The sequence below is a fragment of the Rhizobacter sp. P1_G5 genome (genome assembly GCF_056405435.1).
In genome coordinates, this window is sequence record NZ_JBFUCB010000048.1 from 1 (window position 1) to 18574 (window position 18574).

Annotated in this window: 18 protein-coding genes and 1 riboswitch; of the genes, 3 read left to right on the forward strand and 15 right to left on the reverse strand. The window is 70.5% G+C overall.

The features are described from left to right. The 14 genes from AC1D12_RS05855 to AC1D12_RS05920 all read right to left on the reverse strand — a co-directional run. Nucleotides 1–1250, reverse strand: a 1250-nt coding sequence (locus tag AC1D12_RS05855) for a serine/threonine-protein kinase (RefSeq protein WP_477839325.1), incomplete at its 3' end; no start/stop codon positions are given. A gap of 196 nt (nucleotides 1251–1446) precedes the next feature. Beyond that, complete coding sequence (locus AC1D12_RS05860; protein ID WP_477839327.1) at nucleotides 1447–2631, reverse strand: pyridoxal phosphate-dependent aminotransferase; 1185 nt, start codon at nucleotides 2629–2631, stop codon at nucleotides 1447–1449. Between the two features lie 17 nt (nucleotides 2632–2648). Then, a complete protein-coding gene (gene nusB, locus AC1D12_RS05865) occupies nucleotides 2649–3203 on the reverse strand; it encodes a transcription antitermination factor NusB (protein WP_477839329.1) in 555 nt (184 codons plus the stop codon). Next, nucleotides 3200–3664 carry a 6,7-dimethyl-8-ribityllumazine synthase gene (gene ribH / locus AC1D12_RS05870; protein ID WP_047504612.1) on the reverse strand — a complete coding sequence of 155 codons (465 nt, stop codon included), beginning with the start codon at nucleotides 3662–3664 and terminating at the stop codon, nucleotides 3200–3202. Before ribH ends, nusB begins: the two co-directional genes overlap by 4 nt. Nucleotides 3665–3682: 18 nt before the next feature. Continuing rightward, a complete protein-coding gene (gene ribBA, locus AC1D12_RS05875) occupies nucleotides 3683–4780 on the reverse strand; it encodes a bifunctional 3,4-dihydroxy-2-butanone-4-phosphate synthase/GTP cyclohydrolase II (RefSeq protein WP_477839331.1) in 1098 nt (365 codons plus the stop codon). 28 nt (nucleotides 4781–4808) lie between these two features. Beyond that, nucleotides 4809–5438: a riboflavin synthase gene (locus AC1D12_RS05880; RefSeq protein WP_477839332.1), complete on the reverse strand. Its 630-nt coding sequence runs from the start codon at nucleotides 5436–5438 to the stop codon at nucleotides 4809–4811. A gap of 17 nt (nucleotides 5439–5455) precedes the next feature. Next, nucleotides 5456–6598: a bifunctional diaminohydroxyphosphoribosylaminopyrimidine deaminase/5-amino-6-(5-phosphoribosylamino)uracil reductase RibD gene (gene ribD / locus AC1D12_RS05885; protein WP_477839334.1), complete on the reverse strand. Its 1143-nt coding sequence runs from the start codon at nucleotides 6596–6598 to the stop codon at nucleotides 5456–5458. A gap of 8 nt (nucleotides 6599–6606) precedes the next feature. Further along, nucleotides 6607–7698, reverse strand: a complete 1092-nt coding sequence (locus tag AC1D12_RS05890) for a hypothetical protein (RefSeq protein WP_477839336.1) — start codon at nucleotides 7696–7698, stop codon at nucleotides 6607–6609. After that, nucleotides 7698–8912 (reverse strand): hypothetical protein, encoded by a 1215-nt coding sequence (locus tag AC1D12_RS05895; RefSeq protein ID WP_477839338.1) that lies wholly within the window; start codon nucleotides 8910–8912, stop codon nucleotides 7698–7700. Before AC1D12_RS05895 ends, AC1D12_RS05890 begins: the two co-directional genes overlap by 1 nt. An 8-nt stretch (nucleotides 8913–8920) precedes the next feature. Beyond that, nucleotides 8921–9580 carry a PulJ/GspJ family protein gene (locus AC1D12_RS05900; RefSeq protein ID WP_477839340.1) on the reverse strand — a complete coding sequence of 220 codons (660 nt, stop codon included), beginning with the start codon at nucleotides 9578–9580 and terminating at the stop codon, nucleotides 8921–8923. Between the two features lie 10 nt (nucleotides 9581–9590). After that, nucleotides 9591–10136 (reverse strand): GspH/FimT family pseudopilin, encoded by a 546-nt coding sequence (locus AC1D12_RS05905; protein ID WP_477825428.1) that lies wholly within the window; start codon nucleotides 10134–10136, stop codon nucleotides 9591–9593. A 158-nt stretch (nucleotides 10137–10294) separates the two neighbouring features. Next, nucleotides 10295–10738 carry a transcriptional regulator NrdR gene (nrdR, locus tag AC1D12_RS05910; RefSeq protein WP_047504593.1) on the reverse strand — a complete coding sequence of 148 codons (444 nt, stop codon included), beginning with the start codon at nucleotides 10736–10738 and terminating at the stop codon, nucleotides 10295–10297. Nucleotides 10739–10767: 29 nt separating this feature from the next. Beyond that, on the reverse strand, nucleotides 10768–12021 hold the full coding sequence (glyA, locus tag AC1D12_RS05915; RefSeq protein ID WP_477839342.1) for a serine hydroxymethyltransferase: 1254 nt from the start codon (nucleotides 12019–12021) through the stop codon (nucleotides 10768–10770). A 64-nt stretch (nucleotides 12022–12085) separates the two neighbouring features. Further along, nucleotides 12086–12225: riboswitch (ZMP/ZTP riboswitch) on the reverse strand. A 24-nt stretch (nucleotides 12226–12249) separates the two neighbouring features. Beyond that, on the reverse strand, nucleotides 12250–13179 hold the full coding sequence (locus AC1D12_RS05920) for a transglycosylase SLT domain-containing protein (protein ID WP_477839344.1): 930 nt from the start codon (nucleotides 13177–13179) through the stop codon (nucleotides 12250–12252). A 268-nt stretch (nucleotides 13180–13447) separates the two neighbouring features. Here AC1D12_RS05920 and AC1D12_RS05925 point away from each other — a divergent pair, with 268 nt between their 5' ends. After that, nucleotides 13448–15001 carry a UbiD family decarboxylase gene (locus AC1D12_RS05925; RefSeq protein ID WP_477839346.1) on the forward strand — a complete coding sequence of 518 codons (1554 nt, stop codon included), beginning with the start codon at nucleotides 13448–13450 and terminating at the stop codon, nucleotides 14999–15001. Nucleotides 15002–15215: 214 nt separating this feature from the next. Here the strand turns inward: AC1D12_RS05925 and AC1D12_RS05930 are convergent, their stop codons facing one another. Beyond that, nucleotides 15216–16025 (reverse strand): YdcF family protein, encoded by an 810-nt coding sequence (locus tag AC1D12_RS05930; protein WP_477839348.1) that lies wholly within the window; start codon nucleotides 16023–16025, stop codon nucleotides 15216–15218. Between the two features lie 226 nt (nucleotides 16026–16251). On the opposite strand from AC1D12_RS05930, the gene msrA reads away from it, so the two are divergent. Both msrA and AC1D12_RS05940 read left to right on the forward strand, forming a co-directional pair. Then, nucleotides 16252–16800: a peptide-methionine (S)-S-oxide reductase MsrA gene (gene msrA / locus AC1D12_RS05935; protein WP_477839350.1), complete on the forward strand. Its 549-nt coding sequence runs from the start codon at nucleotides 16252–16254 to the stop codon at nucleotides 16798–16800. Between the two features lie 43 nt (nucleotides 16801–16843). After that, a partial coding sequence (locus AC1D12_RS05940) for a PAS domain-containing protein (protein ID WP_477839352.1) occupies nucleotides 16844–18574 on the forward strand: 1731 nt, incomplete at its 3' end.

Here is an 18574-nt window from a genome sequence, read left to right on the forward strand (position 1 = left end):
GAGCCGGCGGGATCGGCTGCGCTCGCGGCCCCGGTGGCAGATTGCGAGGCTGCCGCCGGATCCGGCGCCGGGACCGGCACGGGCGGGGCGGCCGCGACGACCACGGCCGACGCCGCTGGGGGCGCGGCGGCCGTCAGCCCGCTGGAGCGCGGCGACATCAGCGTCCACCATGCGGCAGCGGCGATCCCGACGCCGGCGGCGGCCACCAGGCCCCAGGCCAGGCGGTGGCGCCCGACGGGTTGCTCGGCGGACTCGTCGGCGCCGTCGCCGTCCTGCGGATGCTCTTCCAGCCAGTGGCGCAGCTCGCGCGACAACGCACGCGCCGAGCGGTAGCGGTCGTCGGGGTTCTTCTCCATCGCCCGGGCGGCGATCTCGGACAAGGCCTTCGGCACGCTGCTGTTGACCTGGTGCGCGGTCGGCGGGTTGTACTCGGCGACGGCGCGGGTGATCTCGGCCAGCGAGCTGCCGCGGAACGGCCGCACGTCGGCCAGCAGTTCGTAGAGCACGACGCCGAGCGAGAACACGTCGCAGCGGCGGTCCACCGGCTGCTGGCGCACCTGCTCGGGCGACATGTAGTAGGGCGAGCCGCCGACGATGTCCTCGCCGTTCGCATCGTGCTGGTGCGCGATGCGGGCGATGCCGAAGTCGAGCACGCGCGGCTGCGTGCGCCCGACCATGAAGATGTTGGCCGGCTTGATGTCGCGATGCACCACGCCCTTCGAGTGCGCATAGGCGAGCGCATCGGCGACGCGGCGCACGATCAGCGCGGCCTGGTGCGGTGACGGCCGCCAGCCCTCCTGGCGCAGCTGGCGCAGGTCGCGGCCCTTCAGCAGCTCCATCGCGATGTAGGCGCCTTGCTCGCTCGCGCCGGCATCGAACACCGTGACGATGTGCGGGTGGCTCAGGCCGCCGGCCGCGCGGGCCTCGTTCAGGAACAGCGCATTGAACGCATCGCGCTGCTCGGCCGAGATCTCGAGGTTCAGGGTCTTGATCGCGATCAGCCGCGACAGCAGCGGGTCGTGCGCGGCATAGACCACGCCGAGGCCGCCTTCGCCGATGCGGTACTTGAGCGCGTACCGGCCGATGTGGCCGATGGTCGGCATCTGGTCGGCGCCGCCCATCGGCGGCACCGTGGTGGAGAAGGTGGCGGCCGGTTGTGCGGGCAGCCCGAGGTCGGTGTCGCCCCACTTCGGCGCACCCGGCGTCGAGTTGGCAAGGTCGGAGGAAGGATCAGGAACAGGGCCGGGCATGAGGCGGGTTGGGTTCGTGGCACGGTTGTCCACCACGGACGCAGCTTAGTGCAAGCGCATCGGGCCCCGGCAGTAAAAAACCCCGCGTTCTGTGCATTCGTAACATGCGCTTGCGAAAGTCGACGAGATGGTGCATGGGGTTCAACCCAAAACTGACAACAACGCCGACAACAAAAACACCGGCAAAAGATGACAGCTACGTGGACAGCAATTGCTGCAGGCGCTGCACCGCGTCCTGCAGGTGCGCCATCGAGCTCGCATACGACAGGCGGATGTAGCGATCGGCGGCATGCGGTCCGAAATCGCGGCCGGGCGTGATGGCCACCTGCGCCTCGCGCATCAGCCGGAAGCAGAAGTCCCAGCTGCTGTCGGCATGTGCCGAGCAATCGGCCCAGGCGTAGAACGCGCCGTCGGGCATCACCGGCACGCGCAGGCCCATCGCCTGCAGCGCCGGCACCAGGAAATCGCGGCGCGCGCGGAACTCGGCGCGGCGGCGTTCGAACTCGGCGATCGAGGCCGGCTCGAAGCAGGCCAGCGCCGCCTGCTGCGCGAGCGACGACGGGCAGATGTAGAGGTTCTGCGCGAGGCGCTCGATGGGCGCCACCAGTTCCGGCGGCAGCACCAGCCAGCCGAGCCGCCAGCCGGTCATGCTGAAGTACTTCGAGAAGCTGTTGATCGAGATCACGTCGTCGCCATGCGCGAGCGCGGTGTGGCCGAACGCGTCGTCGAAGCTCAGGCCGAGGTAGATCTCGTCGACCATCGTGAAGCCGCCGCGTTCGCGCACCGCCTGCACGATGCGCCCCATCTCGTCGAACGCGATCGAGGTGCCGGTCGGGTTCGACGGCGAGGCGAGCAGCACGCCGCGCGTCGCCGCCGTCCAGGCCGATTGCACGGTGGCGGCATCCGGCTGGAAGCGGTGCTCGGGCGAGGCCGGCAGCAGCCGCGCGACGCCATCGGCGGCCGCGACGAAGTGGCGGTTGCACGGGTAGCTGGGGTCGGGCATCAGCACCTCGTCGCCGCGCTCGACGAGCGCCAGGCAGGCGAGCTGCAGCGCGGCCGACGCGCCGGCGGTGATCACGATGCGTTYGGGCGCGATGTCGACCTGGAAGCGCTCGGCGTACCAGCGGCTCAGCCGCTCGCGCAGCGCCGGCAGGCCGGTGGCCTGCGTGTACTGCGTGCTGCCGCGCTCCAGGCATTCGCGCGCGGCCTGCTGCACCAGCGGTGGCGCGGTGAAATCTGGCTCACCGATGTTCAGGAAGATCATCGGCCGGCCGCCCTGCGCGGGGTCGCAGGCGGCGGTGCGCGACAGCTCGACGGCCGCCTTCGCGCACTCCATCACGTAGAAGGGCTCGATGTGGTCCAGGCGGCCGGCGAGCTTCATCGCTGCGTCGCGCCGGGTCAGCGTCGCTGGGCGCGGAACGCCGCCACCTCGACCGGGCGCAGGTCGAGCGCCGCCTTGTCGAGCACGCCGTTCACGTACTTGTGGCCGTCGGTGCCGCCGAAGCTCTTGGCCAGCTCGACCGCCTCGTTGATCGCGACCTTGTACGGGATGTCGATGCAGTGCTTCAGCTCGTAGGCGCCGATCATCAGCACGCCGTGCTCGATCGGCGACAGCTCGGTGGTCTTGCGGTCGACGTGGCGCGAAAGCACCGCGTCGAGGTCGGACGCCTCGGCGATGCAGCCGTGCAGCAGCGCGTCGAAGTGCGCCGCGTCGACCTTGTCGAAGCCTTCCTGCTCGCGCATGTGGGCATCGACCACGCCGACCTCGGCGCCGGACAGCAGCCACTCGTACAGGCCTTGCAGCGCGGCCTCGCGCGAGCGGCGGCGCGACGACTTGGGCTGCGGCTTGCCACCCTTGTGGCCGCCCTTGCCCGCGGGCTTCTTCGCGGCCGGTGCATCGGCCGCCGGTGCGTCAGCCGCCGGGGCGGGGTTCTTCGGTTCGGTCTCGCTCACGACAGGTCTTCCAGCAGGTTGGCCATCTCGACGGCGACGCGTGCTGCGTCACGGCCTTTCTCTTCGACGCGGGCCCAGGCCTGGGCCTCGTCCTCGACGGTCAGGATGGCGTTGGCGATCGGGATCTCGTGGTCGAGCGCGACGCGCGTGACGCCGGCGCCGCTCTCGTTGGACACGAGTTCGAAGTGGTAGGTCTCGCCGCGGACGATGCAGCCGAGCGCGACCAGTGCGTCGTAGCGGTCGCTCGCGGCCATCGCGTTCAGCGCCAGCGGCACCTCCAGCGCGCCGGGCACCGTCACGTGCTTGATGTGCTTGGCGGCGACGCCCAGCGTGCCGAGCTCGCCGATGCAGGCGTCGGCCAGCGCCTGCGTCAGCTTGTCGTTGAACCGGGCCTGCACGATGCCGATGCGCAGGTCGGTGCCGTCCAGGTCGGCCGCCTGGCCCTTGTCTGCTGCTTGCATGTCAATCCAGTCGGTCGTTCAGTGTTCGGGGGCGACGAAGCCGGTGACCTCGAGGCCGTAGCCGGTCATGCTCGGCATGCGGCGCGGGCTGCCCAGCAGCTTCATCTTCGTGACGCCCAGCTCGCGCAGGATCTGGGCGCCGATGCCGTAGGTGCGCAGGTCCATCTGCGCGCGGGCGCGCGCCGGCGCCGCGGGGGTGTCCTGCCAGTGCGACAGCAGCGACTGCACGTCCTCGCCGCAATTCAGCAGCACCGCGACGCCGCGCTGGCTGGCCTGCAGCGTCGAGAGCGCCTTGTGCAGCGGCCACGAGTGGCTGCAGGCGCCGGTGTCGAGCAGGTCCATCACCGACAGCGGCTCGTGCACGCGCACCAGCACCTCGTCGCTCGTGTCGATGCTGCCGTGGCTCAGCGCGAGGTGCAGGCCGCCGGTGCGGTCGCGGAAGGCGGTGCAGTCGAAATCGCCCTGCGCGGTGGTCAGCGTGCGCTGGCCGATGCGCTCGATCAGGCTTTCGTTGCGGCTGCGGTAGCCGATCAGGTCGGCGATGGTGCCGATCTTCAGGCCGTGTTCCTTCGCGAAGACCTCCAGGTCCGGCAGGCGCGCCATCGTGCCGTCGTCCTTCATGATCTCGCAGATCACCGAGGTGGGGCTGAGGCCGGCCATCGCCGCGAGGTCGCAGCCGGCCTCGGTGTGGCCGGCGCGCATCAGCACGCCGCCATCCTGCGCCTGCAACGGGAAGATGTGGCCGGGCTGCACCAGGTCGGCGGCCTGCGCATCGCGCGCGACGGCGGCCTGCACGGTGCGGGCGCGGTCGGCGGCCGAGATGCCGGTGGAAACGCCGGTGGCGGCTTCGATCGAGACGGTGAACGCGGTGCCGTGGCGGGTGCCGTTGCGGGTGGCCATCGGCGGCAGCTGCAGGCTCTCGCAGCGCTCGCGGGGGAGGGTCAGGCAGATCAGGCCGCGGCCGAAGCGCGCCATGAAGTTGATCGCCTCGGGCGTCACGTGGTCGGCCGCGAGCACCAGGTCGCCCTCGTTTTCGCGGTCTTCCTCGTCGACGAGGATGACCATGCGGCCGGCGGCGAGCTCGGCGATCAGTTCGGGTACGGGGGAGATCGGCATAGCCCGCCATTGTAGGCGGGCGACCCGGTCAAGTCCGGGCGGGAGCCGTGGCCAGCATCCGCTCGACGTAGCGGGCGATCAGGTCGATCTCGAGGTTGACGGTCGAACCGGCCGCCAGCGTGCCCAGCGTCGTGTTCTCGATCGTGTGCGGGATCAGGTTGATGCTGAACTCGCAGCCCTCGGGCCGGTCGTCGACGCGGTTGACCGTGAGGCTCACACCGTTCACCGCGACCGAGCCCTTGTAGGCGAGGAAGCGGCCGATGTGGGCCGACGCCAGCACGCGCAGCTCCCACGATTCGCCGACCGGCGCGAAATGCGTCACGCGGCCGATGCCGTCGACGTGGCCGCTGACGAGGTGGCCGCCCAGCCGGTCGTGCGCCCGCAGCGCCTTCTCGAGGTTGACCGGGCCGGGTTGCGACAGGCCGGCGGTCTTGTCCAGGCTCTCGGCCGAGATGTCGATCGTGAAGCGGCTGGCGGCGGCGTCGAAGGTGGTGACCGTCATGCAGGCGCCGTTCAGCGAGATGCTGTCGCCCAGCTGCACGTCGTCGAGGTAGTGGTCGGGGGCCTGCAGCGTCAGTTGCAGGCCGTGGGAGGCGTCGGCGCCCAGCGGGCGGACGGATTCGATGCGGCCGAGGCCGGAGATGATGCCGGTGAACATGGGCGTGATTCTCGCAGTCAGAACAGTTCCCGCGCCGACGGGCGGGCGATCACGCGCAGGTCGTCGCCGATGCGGTCGACCGCATGGAAGCGCAGCGCTGCGGCGTCGTCCAGCCGCTCCAGCGGGCCGAAGGCGGCCAGGTCGCGGCCGGCGCCGAGCAGCTTCGGCGCGAGGTACACGAGGTACTCGTCGACCAGCCCCTCGCGCACGAACGAGCCGTTCAGCTTGTGGCCGGCCTCGACGTGCAGCTCGTTGATGCCGCGCTGCGCCAGGTCAACCAGCACGGCGGCCAGGTCGACCTTGCCCGTCGGGCCGGGCCGCAGGATCACCTCGGCGCCGGTGGCCGCCAGCGTGGCGATGCGGGCCGCCTCGGGCGCCGCGGCATACACCAGCACCTGGCCGGGCGCATCGAGGATGCGCGCGGTGGGCGGCATGTCGAGCCGCGAATCGATGACGACGCGCAGCGGTTGCTTCGCGGTCTCGACCAGCCGCACATCCAGCCGGGGGTTGTCGTCGAGCACGGTGCCGACGCCGGTCAGCACCGCGCCGGCCCGCTTGCGCCAGGCGTGGCCGTCGGTGCGCGCCGCCTCGCCGGTGATCCACTGGCTGGCGCCGTTGTTCAATGCGGTGCGCCCGTCGAGCGAGGTCGCGGCCTTCAGGCGCACCCACGGCCGCCCGCGCACCATGCGCGAGAAGAAGCCGATGTTGAGCTCGCGTGCCGCTTCGCCCAGCAGGCCGGATTCGACCTGCACGCCCTGTGCCCGCAGCCGCGCCAGGCCCTGGCCTGCCACCAGCGGGTTCGGGTCGGTGACGGCCGAGACGACGCGCGCGATGCCGGCGGCCAGCAGCGCATCGCAGCACGGCGGCGTGCGGCCGTGGTGCGAGCAGGGTTCCAGCGTCACGTAGGCGGTCGCGCCTGGCGTCGCATGGCCGCGCGCGGCGGCATCGCGCAAGGCCATCACCTCGGCATGCGGCCCGCCGGCCTGTTGCGTGTGTCCGCGCCCGATCACCTGGCCGTGGGCGTCGAGGATCACGCAGCCGACGCGCGGGTTCGGGTCGGTCAGGCCGATGGCGTGTCCGGCCAGCGCGAGTGCTTCGCGCATCGCGGCGTGGTCGGCGGGCGTGAACGCCGCGGCGTTCGGGGGCTCGGTGGGCGGCATCGGGCGGGTCAGGGTTGGTGCTGCACGGTGTCCAGCAGGGCGTCATTGTGCGTCGCGATCGCGCTGCCGTCCGGGCACGGCTGGTCGCCGCGCACCACCAGGTAGTTCTGCTGGCGCAGCGCGCCGTGCACCGTGGCGTAGCGGGCAGGGTGCTCGTCGTTGCGGTCGATCGCGCCGCTGCCGTCGAGGTCGGTGCTGTAGCGGCACACGCGCTGGCTGCCGACGCGCGTGCCGACGCTCCAGCCGAGCGGTTCGATCTCGACCCGGCCGGACCAGCCGGTGGCCGGCGGATCGGGCACCACGCAGCCGTAGCGGACGAAGCGCGCACCGGCGATGGCGACGGGCTGGATGGCGCAGCGGACGAGCCGTGCCGGAGGGCCGTCGAGCGCGAGGACGACGCCCAGCGGCAGCAACGGGTCGCCCGGCGTCGCAGGGTCCGGCGGAGCGCTGGCCGAGAAGCGCAGGTGACCGCTCAGCACGGTGCCGCTCGCGGGTTCGCAGCCGGATGGTGCAGCGCTGCAGCGCGCGACGATCGCCCCATCCGCATCGCCGAACAGCCAAGCCGCCGCCCCCGGCCCGCCGGGTTGCCAGAGGCTTCGATCGGGGGCGGTCGAGATCGATTCGAACGGGATGTCCGGCGCACGCCCGAGCGGCCGGGCGATCGCGATGTCTTGCGGGGCGAGGCCCAGCACGGCGTCGTAGACCGGCGAGAGGCGCGGCACACGGGCATCCAGCTGCACGCGATGCAGTCCGCCGGCGGGATGGCGCCAGTTCACGACGACGCTGAGGTCGCGCAGGGCGGGCGCCTCGGTCGCCTCGGGTGTCTCGGACTGCTCGCTGTGGCTGAGCTCGAATGGCGCCGGCGTCGTGGTGGCCGGTGACGATGCGGCCGCGCCGCGCAGGCGATCGAACTCCCGGCTTGCGAGCTGAAGCGCATCGATCCGCTGCCGTGCCGCGGTGCGGGCATGGCGCAGTGCGTCCTGCTGGTTCAGCAACGCTGCCGACAGCAGCGACACCAGCAACAACGCAACCAAGGCCTCGAGCAGGGCGGCGCCGGCGGCCACCGGGGCGGCGGGTGGCCCCTTGAAGGAGCGGTGCATCAGAAGTCGCGCCAGCTGCCGGGCACGCGGGCCCAGGTGCCGCAGCACATCTGCAGGCGTTCGATGACGCTGCTGTCGTGGTCGATGCGGGTCGGCCCGGACAGCAGCAGATCGTCCTCGGCCAGCAGTGCACCGTGCAGCGTGGCCCCGGCTTCGTCGCGCCACTCGGCGTTGCGCAGGTACAGCACGCCGTGGATGCGCGCCGGCCCGCGCAGGTGCACCGCACCGTCGACCACCAGCAGAACCGGTCGTGCGGGCGAGCCGAGCTGGGTGGCGCCGTCCAGCCGCAGGCCGCCGTCGAGCCAGAGCAGGGTCGCCGACCCCGGCGGCGCGAGCCGCCGGGAGATCTCGTCGTCGCAGGGCCGCGTGCAGGTCACGAAGCGCGCCGCGGGCTGGGCCTGCCACGTCGTGCGGTTCATCCGGAAGACGCTCGCGAAGAACTGCGCCGCGTCGACCGAGGCGAGAGCCGCATCGGCACTGACGATGGTCGACAGCGCGGGTGCACCGGGCGGGCCGACCAGCCTGGCGTCGCCCGGGTCGGCCTCGGCACCGGCGTGCAGCGTGAGGCCGCCGCTCGCGATCCCGTGGTGCACGACGGTCGGCCCGCCCAGCAGCTGCACGGATCCGCGCGCCGTGATGGCCGCGACCGGCCGGACGTCGATGGCCGGGATGCGGGCCGCATCGGCCCAGGCCCGCGCGACGTGGACCGCTGCACCAGCGCCCGCAGGTGCTAGGCAGGCGGTGGCGTTGCCGCTGCAGCCGATCGACTCGATCGTGGTGACACCTGAGGCGGCGCTGTCCAGCCGCAGCGCGAAGGCCTGGCGGGCCGCGTCGCCGTCGATCTCGGCGCTGCTCCCGTCGGCCGGTGGGCAGCGGCATGACCAGGCCCCGCCGATGAACGAGCAGGACGGCATGGCGGGCGTCCCCTGGTAGCGCTCGCGGAAGGCTGCTCCCTCGGCAGCGGGCCGGCAGGCGTCGTCGACGGGACGTTCGTCGTTGAGCCGGGCCAATGCCCATGCGAGCCCCGACTCCGCCGCTTCGGCGGCCTGGGCGGCGCGCATGCGGTTGCCGGAGGATTTCAGCTCCTCCCATGCCACGCGGAAGGTGTACGTCGCGGCGAGCGTGAGGGCCGCCGCGACCACCAGCACCAGGATCAGCGCCACCGCACCGGATTGACCCGAAGCCGCGCCGGGGCCGTGCATCCGGCGGCTCATCCGGCGGTTCATCCCGGACACCCGCCGACCACGGCGTCATTGCGCACGCGGGCTTCGACCAGGGCCTCGCGCGCCGCGCCGCTGGCCGCGGGAGCTTGATCGGTGGCCAGGGCCTGCAAGCGGATGCGGACCTGGCGTTGCAGCTGGTAGGGGCAGGCCCCGGCATCGCAGGGGCGGCTGCAGAACTCCCGCAGATCGATGCGCCGGATGTCGGGCGTGAACTCCAGCCGCGTGACCCGCATCGAGGTGGTGTCGCTGAGGGCCTGCCAGTGCCCTGCACCGAACGCCATCTCGATGACGCCGCTGCGCAGCCGGTAGCCGAAGCGGCTCGGGGCGATGCCGGAGGCCGGCGTGGCGACGTAGTCGATGCTCAGGCCGTCGCCGCTCGCGGCGAGTGCGATGGCGGGGTCGGCCGAGTCGGCCACGGCTGCGGTGCCGGCCGGCACACGATGGCCGGCGCGGGCGAGATCGCGCGACATCACCTCGGCGATCGTCTGCAGGTCGTGCGTGAGGCGCAGATCGGCCAGTTGCCGATGGGCGTCCTGCAACTGGAACGTCAGCAGGCCGAGGGCCAGGACGACGACCGACAGGCCGATCGCCAACCCCGCCATCAGCTCGACGAGCGTGAAACCGCGCCGCTGCTGCGGCAAGGAGGACGTGGAGGCCATCGCCACCCCTTCAGCAGGCACGGTAGCCGGCCACCGCGCCCTGCGGCGAGCAGCTGCGCACGCGGCCGAGCAGGTTGACGACATGCTGGATCGCGAGGCCCGACGCGCTGGCCAGCCGCAGCGTGGCGGCCGGCGTGCTGGTGCCGTGCTGCGCGTCGAAGCTCATCGTCGGGACATTGGCCTGCAGGCTGACCTGCTGCCCGGCCTGCAGCGCGACGTGGCGGATCGCCTGGCCGCCGGCTTCGCAGGCTGCCTCGTCTCGTGACGTGCAACGGCACGCGTCGATCGCTCCGACATAGACGACGTAACAGTTCGACGGCGTCGTCACGCCGCGAAAGCCGATGCGCACATTCTGGTTGCGGCCGATGGCTTCGCTGCGCGCGAGGCGCAGGTCGGCCGCGAGTTCGTTCGCGACGCCTTCGAGCCGCCGCACCTCCATCCAGCGCTGCAGGTTCGGCGCCGCGATCAGCGCGAGCACGGTGCACACCGCCACGCACACCATCAACTCGATGAGCGTGAAACCCTCGGCCGATCGCGGCCTGGCAAGCTGAAACATGTTGGATCCCCCTGATGAACGGACGCGGACTTTAGGAAGTGCCGCGCCGCCGGCCACTCCCCCGATGGGGGGAGAAGGGGGCCAAAACCACCCTCGGATGTACCGGTACGTGAGGGGGTTTCAGGGGTTTTGTGTGATTTCGGGAGATGCGTACCGGTTCAGATGTCCCGGATCAGCTGCCGGAACTCATCGACGTCTTCGAAGCTGCGGTAGACCGATGCGAAGCGCACGTAGGCGACCTTGTCGATGCGCTTGAGCTCGCGCATCACCAGTTCGCCCAGGCGTGTCGACGGCACTTCCTTCGAGCCGCTGTTGAGCAGCTTGTCCTGGATGCGCTCCATCGCCGCGTCGATCTGCTCGACGCTGACCGGCCGCTTGCGCAGCGCGAGCGTCATCGAGGCACGGATCTTCGAGGCGTCGAAATCGGCGCGCGTGCCGTCCTTCTTGACGACGGACGGCAGCGCGATCTCGGCGCGCTCGTAGGTGGTGAAGCGCTTGTCACAGCTCTGGCAGCGGCGGCGCCGGCGCACGACATCGCCCTCATCGGACTCGCGCGTCTCGACGACCTGCGTTTCCTCGTGACTGCAGAACGGGCAGCGCACGGCTCAGCGGCCGGTGACCGGCAGGCCGATCATCCGCGGTACACCGGGAAGTCACGCGTCAGCGCGGCCACCTTGGCCTTCACCGCTTCGATCACCGACTCGTCGTTCGGCTTGTCCAGCACGTCGGCGATCAGGTGGGCGGTGGCGCGCGCCTGCTCCTCCTTGAAGCCGCGCGTCGTGAAGGCCGGGCTGCCCAGGCGGATGCCGCTGGTGACCATCGGCTTCTGCGGGTCGTTCGGGATGCCGTTCTTGTTGCAGGTCATGTGGGCGCGGCCCAGCAGCGCCTCGGCTTCCTTGCCGGTCAGGTTCTTCGGGCGCAGGTCGACCAGCATCACATGGCTCTCGGTGCGGCCGCTGACGATGCGCAGGCCGCGCTCGATCAGCGTCTCGGCCAGCACGACCGCGTTCTTCGCGACCTGCTGCTGGTAGACCTTGAACTCGGGCGCCAGCGCTTCCTTGAAGGCCACCGCCTTCGCGGCGATCACGTGCATCAGCGGCCCGCCCTGGATGCCGGGGAAGATCGCGCTGTTGATCTTCTTCGCGATGGCTTCGTCGTTCATCACGATGATGCCGCCGCGCGGGCCGCGCAGGCTCTTGTGGGTGGTCGAGGTGACGACGTCGGCATGCGGCACCGGGTTCGGGTAGACGCCCGCGGCGATCAGGCCGGCGTAGTGCGCCATGTCGACCATGAAGTACGCGCCGACCGCCTTGGCGACCTTGGCGAAGCGCTCGAAATCGATGCGCAGGCTGTAGGCCGAGGCGCCCGCGATGATCAGCTTCGGCTTGTGCTCGTGGGCGAGGCGCTCCATCGCGTCGTAGTCGATCTCTTCCTGGGCATTCAGGCCGTAGCTGACGACCTTGAACCACTTGCCGCTCATGTTCAGCGCCATGCCGTGCGTCAGGTGGCCGCCTTCGGCCAGGCTCATGCCCATGATGGTGTCGCCGGGCTGCAGCAGGCCGAAGAACACCGCCTGGTTGGCCTGCGAGCCGGAATTGGGCTGCACGTTGGCGTGTGCCGCGCCGTAGATCTGCTTGATGCGGTCGATCGCGAGCTGCTCGACSATGTCGACGTACTCGCAGCCGCCGTAGTAGCGSYTGCCGGGGTAGCCYTCGGCGTAYTTGTTGGTCAGCTGGCTGCCCTGCGCGGCCATCACGGCCGGCGAGGCGTAGTTCTCCGAGGCGATCAGCTCGATGTGATCTTCCTGGCGCTGGTTCTCGCTCTGGATCGCGGCGAAGAGCTCGGGGTCCACCTGGGCGACGGTGGAGTGGGTGCGGTCGAACATGGCTGGCAGTCCTCTTCAACAGAAGACCCCGGGGCGGATCATGCGAGGCGGACTCACATGGCCACGGGGCTGCCCAGGCGAACGGCTGAACCGGTGCCGGAAACCCGGAACCGGCTGCGCTTCCCGGTGGTTCACCACCTCAGGCCGACGGGCGTCACGCTGATCGTGACATCCCGGGCCCCATCGCCAGTTGCGCAGCCCGCGAAGTGTACCGCGGCCCCTGCCGCCTCAGCGCAGCGAGGCCACCTGGTGCATCGTGTGGGCTTGCGAAGCGATCGGCGCCGCCGACACCGGCGTCGGCTCGATGACGGCCGGCTCGGCCTGCAGCGGCGTGCTCGGCAGCGCGACCGGCGTCGGCACCACCAGCGGCGCGAACACCGGCACCGACTTGCCGTCGGCCACCATGCGCAGGTGCTCGCGCTCGGCCAGCACCTTGCCGGCGTAGCCGCCGTCGTCGTTCAGGTTGGCGGCACCCACGTAGAAACGCAGACCGGCCTCGACACCGCCGGCGCGCGCGATGCATTCCTTCAGCACCAGCGCGCCGACCCGCAGGTTCGTCACCGGGTCGAAGGCCGCATGGTTGCCGCCGAAGGCTTCGTACTTGTCGTCATGCACGCGGGTCATCACCTGCATCAGGCCCTGCGCACCGACCGAGCTCTGGGCAAACGGGTTGAAGCTGGACTCGATCGCCATGATCGCGAGGATCWGCGTCGGGTCGAGCCCGGACTTGTTGCCGACGGCCCAGGCTTCCTTCACGAGCCGGCTGACGGGCTCGGGAGCGACGCGGTAGCGGCGCGAGATCCACAGCGCGACGGCGGCCTGCTGCTTGGTCAGGTCCCTGGGGTCGGCTGCGGTGGCGCGGCTCACGGCATCGGGCTCGACCAGGTCGGTCAGCGCCTGGGCGGTGCCCTCGACGCGGGCATCGTGGCGCGCCCGCAGCCAGTCGAGCGCGCGGCTCTCGGCGGCATGGCGCAGGTCGGCGCGGCTGCCCATGAACAGCACGATCGCGACGATGGCCAGCCCCAGCAGGGCCAGGCCGTTGTGGCTCACTTCCAGCAGGCCGTGACCCACGTCACGCAGAAAGACCGCGCTCGACCGAGCGGCGGTGTGGCGGGCGTCCTGAAATCCCGCGATCCATTGTTGAAGCGCTGTCGTCATGTCACTCCTTGTCAGTCCGTCTGGCGCCTCCACCCGCCGCGGCACGGGGCCCGAGGGGTGCGAGAGGTGACGGTGATAATCGACCGCGGTTCGACTCCGGGAGTCTCCGGAACCGCTCCGTCGGCTTGCTCGTCGGCAGCGTGGTCCCCGCGGGCACCTCGTGTGCTCTACGGGTTTACCCTGATCAGTTCTCAAGGTGTCGCGAATTCTAGGAACTGGATTCATAACCAGTCAAGGATAAGGATGCCGTTCTTCATWACTAAAGAGAATGAAATACCGTGACCTGAGGGACTTCATGGCGGGCCTGGAACGGGCCGGCGAGCTCAAACGCATCGCCGAACCAGTCTCCGCGCGGCTGGAAATGACAGCGATCAGCGACTCCGTGCTGCGCGCCGGCGGTCCGGCGCTGTGGTTCGAGCGCCCCGCCGGTTACAAAATTTCGGCCTTGACGAACCTGTTCGGAACGCCTCGGCGGGTCGCCCAGGGCATGGGCGCCACCGAGGTGAGCGAGCTGCGCGACGTGGGCCGGGTGCTGGCCAGCCTGAAGGAACCTGAGCCGCCGAAGGGGCTGAAAGATGCCGGCCGTTTGTTACAAATGATCAAGGCGCTGTGGGACATGAAGCCGGCCGCGGTCCGGTCGGCGCCGTGCCAGCAGGAGGTGCTGCACGGCAGCGAGGTCGATCTGGGCGAGTTGCCGGTGCAGACCTGCTGGCCCCTGGATGCGGGGCCCCTGATCACGTGGGGTCTGGTGATCACGCGCGGCCCGCAGGCCTCGCCGACGGCGCGGCGCCGCCAGAACCTGGGCATCTACCGCCAGCAGGTGATCGGGCGCAACGAGGTCATCATGCGCTGGCTGGCGCACCGGGGCGGGGCGCTGGACTTCCGCGATTTCGCGCTCGCCAATCCGGGCCAGCCGTTCCCGATCGCGGTGGCGCTCGGCGCCGATCCGGCGACCATCCTCGGCGCCGTGACGCCGGTGCCCGACAGCCTGTCCGAATACCAGTTCGCCGGGCTGTTGCGCGGCAGCCGCACCGAAGTGGTCGACACCGCGGTCGGCGAGCCGGGCTGGATGTTGCAGGCGCCGGCCGGTGCCGAGATCGTGCTGGAAGGCCACATACCGGTCGTGCCGGCCGGCTTCACCGGGACCAGCGAGCACGGCGTGCCGTTGAAGGAGGTCGGCGGCTACCTGCATGCGCTCGAAGGGCCGTTCGGCGACCACACCGGCTATTACAACGAGCAGGACTGGTTCCCGGTGTTCCGCATCGACCGGCTGACGCGCCGGCGCGATCCGATCTACCACTCCACCTACACCGGCAAGCCGCCCGACGAGCCGGCCGTGCTGGGCGTGGCGCTGAACGAGGTGTTCGTGCCGATCCTGCAGAAGCAGTTTCCGGAGATTGTCGACTTCTACCTGCCGCCCGAAGGCTGCAGCTACCGGATGGCGATCGTCAGCATCCGCAAGAGCTATCCCGGCCATGCGAAGCGGCTGATGTTCGGCATCTGGAGCTTCCTGCGCCAGTTCATGTACACGAAGTTCATCGTCGTGACCGACGACGATGTCGACATCCGCAACTGGCAGGAGGTGATCTGGGCGATCACGACCCGCATGGACCCGGTGCGCGACACGACGCTGGTCGAGAACACGCCGATCGACTACCTCGATTTCGCGTCGCCGGTCAGCGGGCTGGGCGGCAAGATGGGGCTGGATGCCACCAACAAGTGGCCGGGCGAGACCGCGCGTGAATGGGGGCGCAGCATCCGCATGGACGCTGAGGTGGAGCAGAAGGTGGCGCAGATCGTCGCCGGCGTGATGAAACGCTGACCATTGCGAAATCGGCGCAGATTCCTCGAATGAGGCCTTGAATCGCCGCCGAGCGTCGTCTAAGTTTGGTGGGCCTGCATGCAGGCATCCTCACCGGCGCAGTCCCTGCGCACCAGGAGCCCTGGACCCACTTCCTCCGGAGCCCCGAGTTGGCAACGTCAGTTGCCCGCCCCTCCCACCGCAAGGTCGGGAGGGGTTTCGTCTTGTGGGGCAGTCAAGCGCGGACCAGGCTGCCGATCCACTCGTGCAGCGCGTTGCGCACATTCATGAAGCCGCGCGTCGTCGGCACCCATTCGAGCGACTTGGTGTCGACGCGCAGCGCCAGGCCCATCGGCGCCGGCTGGATCTTGACACTGCCGCGCGCTGCGTCCTCGAACATCGCGACCGCGCGCGGCATGTGCCAGCCGTGCGTCACCAGCACGATCTGCGTGATGCCGGCCGGCTTCAGCAGCGCGACAGTGCGGGCTGCGTTCTCGCGGGTGTCCTTCGACTGGTCCTCGACCCATTTCAGCGGGTGAGAGAAATCCTGTGCGGCGATGCGCGCCGCCGTCTGGGCTTCCGGCTGCCCGTCCGGCTGGGCCCAACCGAGACCACCGCTGAAGCCGACCGGCAGCCCGGTCTGGCGGCCCAGCCACACGCCATAACGCAGGCGTTCCAGCGATTGGGCGTTGAGGTTGGCCACGCCGTACTCAGGTGCCAGCGCCTCTTGCCCGCCGCCCAGCACGATGATCGCGACCGGCTGCTTCGCCTGCGCCGCCGTCCTCAGGTCGTTGATTTGCGCGGTGCTGAGTGCCGCCGGCGGCTTCAGCGCCACCTGAATCAGGAACTGCGCCGTTCCGTTGCAGGCGCTGAACCACAGCCCGAGCGTGGCCACCATGATCACGAACCAGCCGAGGCCGCGACGCGGCAGGATCAGCCGGGCTCCGATCAGCACCAGCAGCAGCAGCGGCACCGGCGGCAGCACGAGTGCGCTGAGGATGGGCTTCCAGGATTCGATGCCGAGCAGGGTCAGCAGGCTGTTCATGCGCTGGTTCCGGGGGAAAGGTGGACAACGGCCGGCAGGAGGCGCCGGCATGGCGGCTGGATTGTGCCGATGAGTCAGCGCTCACAGGTGTGAATCGTTCACACTTCCCGGCCCGCCCTGGCACCGTTGTCAGGCGCCGTTGTCAGGAAGCACGCCGTGGCGCGACCGAGTCGACAGCCTTGCAAACTGCGCGCTCGCAGTCATCTGGGCTGTCCAAGGAGATCTCATGAACACGACTTCCATCCAAACCATCACGCTGGGCGGCGGCTGCTTCTGGTGCGTCGAGGCGGTATACGAGCGCGTGCTGGGCGTCACCGGCGTCGAGTCCGGCTACAGCAACGGCCGGGTGCGCAACCCGAGCTACGAGCAGGTGTGCAGCGGCGACACCGGTGCGGTGGAGGTGGTGCGGGTCAGCTTCGACCCGGCGCAGATCACGCTGCGCGAGGTGCTGGAGATCTTCTTCGTCGTGCACGACCCGACGACGCTGAACCGCCAGGGCAACGACGTCGGCACGCAGTACCGCTCGGGCATCTACGTCGAGTTGCCGGAGCATGAGCGCGTGGCCCGCGAGGTGATCGCCGAGATGGCGGCGAGCGGCACTTACAAGAGCCCGATCGTCACCGAGGTGCTGCCGCTGGCCGACTACTCGCGTGCGGAGGACTACCACCAGCATTACTTCGCGCAGCACCCGGGGCAGGGCTACTGCGCGTTCGTCGTCGCGCCGAAGGTCGAGAAGTTCCGCAAGACCTTCGCATCGAAAGTGCGCTCCGAGTAGCGCAGCGGGCCGGGCGCCGGGCAGTCAGTACACTTGCCCGCGCATGGACACCCTGTGGCTTTCGTCGCCTGCGCCGGCATTGCGGCTGTGGGCAGACGGTCGGTGGAAGGTGAACCCCGCCGCGGCGCGGTGGGCGTCCGACCAYGGCATCGCCGATGCGGGCTGGCAGGCGCTGGCTCGCGAACTCGTCGCCACGCTGCGCCACCCCGAGCCCAGCAGTCGCGGGCGCATCGCGTTCCCCGGCTCGTCGCTCGAGATCGACTGGACCTCCGTCTGGCTCGACAGCGGCTGGCTCGCCTGGCTGGTGCTGCCCTCGGCCGATGCGGCGCGGCTCGCGCTGATCGAGCAATTCGGCCGCACCGGCGCCTGGGAGCGCGACCTGCGCACCGGCGAGGGTCGCTGGGACGCCCACATGTTCCGCTTGTGCGGCTTCGACCCGGCCGGCGGCGTGCCGAACTTCGACCAGGCGAGCGAGCGCGTCCACCCGGACGACCGCGACCGCTTCCGCCTCGAGCACCGGCGCTTCGGCGAAGCGCCGGGCCGCTACGAGACCTGGTTCCGCCTCGTGCTGCCGGACGGCCAGGTCAAGGAGTTCCACTCGCTCTGCGAAGTGCATCCCGGCCCGCAGGGCCGGCCGGTGCGCATGACCGGCATCCTGCTCGACGACACCGAAGGCACCTCGCGCCTGCGCGAGATCGAGGCGCTGACGGCCAAGCTGCACCGCGCGGTCACGCTGGCTTCGGTGTCGGTGTGGCGCATCGACCTGGCGACGCAGCGCATCTACTTCAACGACTGGGGCTACCAGGTGATGGGCATCCCGCGTCCGCCCGACGGCCTGACGCTGGAGTACATGCGCTCGACCATCCATCCCGACGACCGCGCCGCCGTGCTGCGTGCGGCCGATGAGGCCATCGCGACGCACCGCGTCGTCGACGTCGAGGCGCGCTACCGCAACGAGGACGGCAGCTACCGGCACCTGCTGACGCGCCGCGTCGCCGAGCGCGACGAGCAGGGGCGCGCGATCGCGCTGTCCGGCGTCTCGCTCGACCGCAGCGCGCAGATCGCCGAGCGCGAGCAGGCGCAGGCCTTCGCGCGCCGCATCGACATGGTCACCAACGCCGCGGGTGTCGGCATCTGGACGGTCGACATCGAGGCCCGCCAGGGCGAGTGGAACGAGCAGATGTTCCGCATCTACGGGCTGCGCCCGCAGGACGGCGTGCCCAGCGAGGAGCGCTGGCTGCAGGAGCTGGTGCACCCGGACGACCGCACGGCGATGCAGTCGCACGGCGAGATCGCCGACCGCGGCACGCAGCAGGGGCTGCAGTCGGAGTTCCGCATCCGCCGGGCGGACGACGGCGAGGTGCGCTGGGTGTCCGCTTGGTCGCGGCGCGAGCGCGTCAACGGCCGGTTGATGGCCTTCGGCGTCAACATCGACATCACCGAGCTGCACAGCACCCGCGCGCAGCTGCGGCGCGTGCAGGAGCGCACGATGCTCGCCGCCGAATCGGCCGGCATCGGCACCTGGGAGCGCGACCTGCGAACGCACGCCTCGCAATGGGATGCGCAGATGTTCCGGCTGCGTGGCCACCGGCCCGACGGGCCGCTCGGCGCGAACGACCTGCGCGACGGCTCGCGCCACCCCGACGACGTGGCCGAGCTGCAGCGCAAGATGGACGAGGCGGTGCGCGAGGGCGGCGAGCTCGAGCACGAGTTCCGCGTGGTCTGGCCGGACGGCTCGGTGCGCTGGCTGGCCACGCGCGGCCATGTGCAGCAC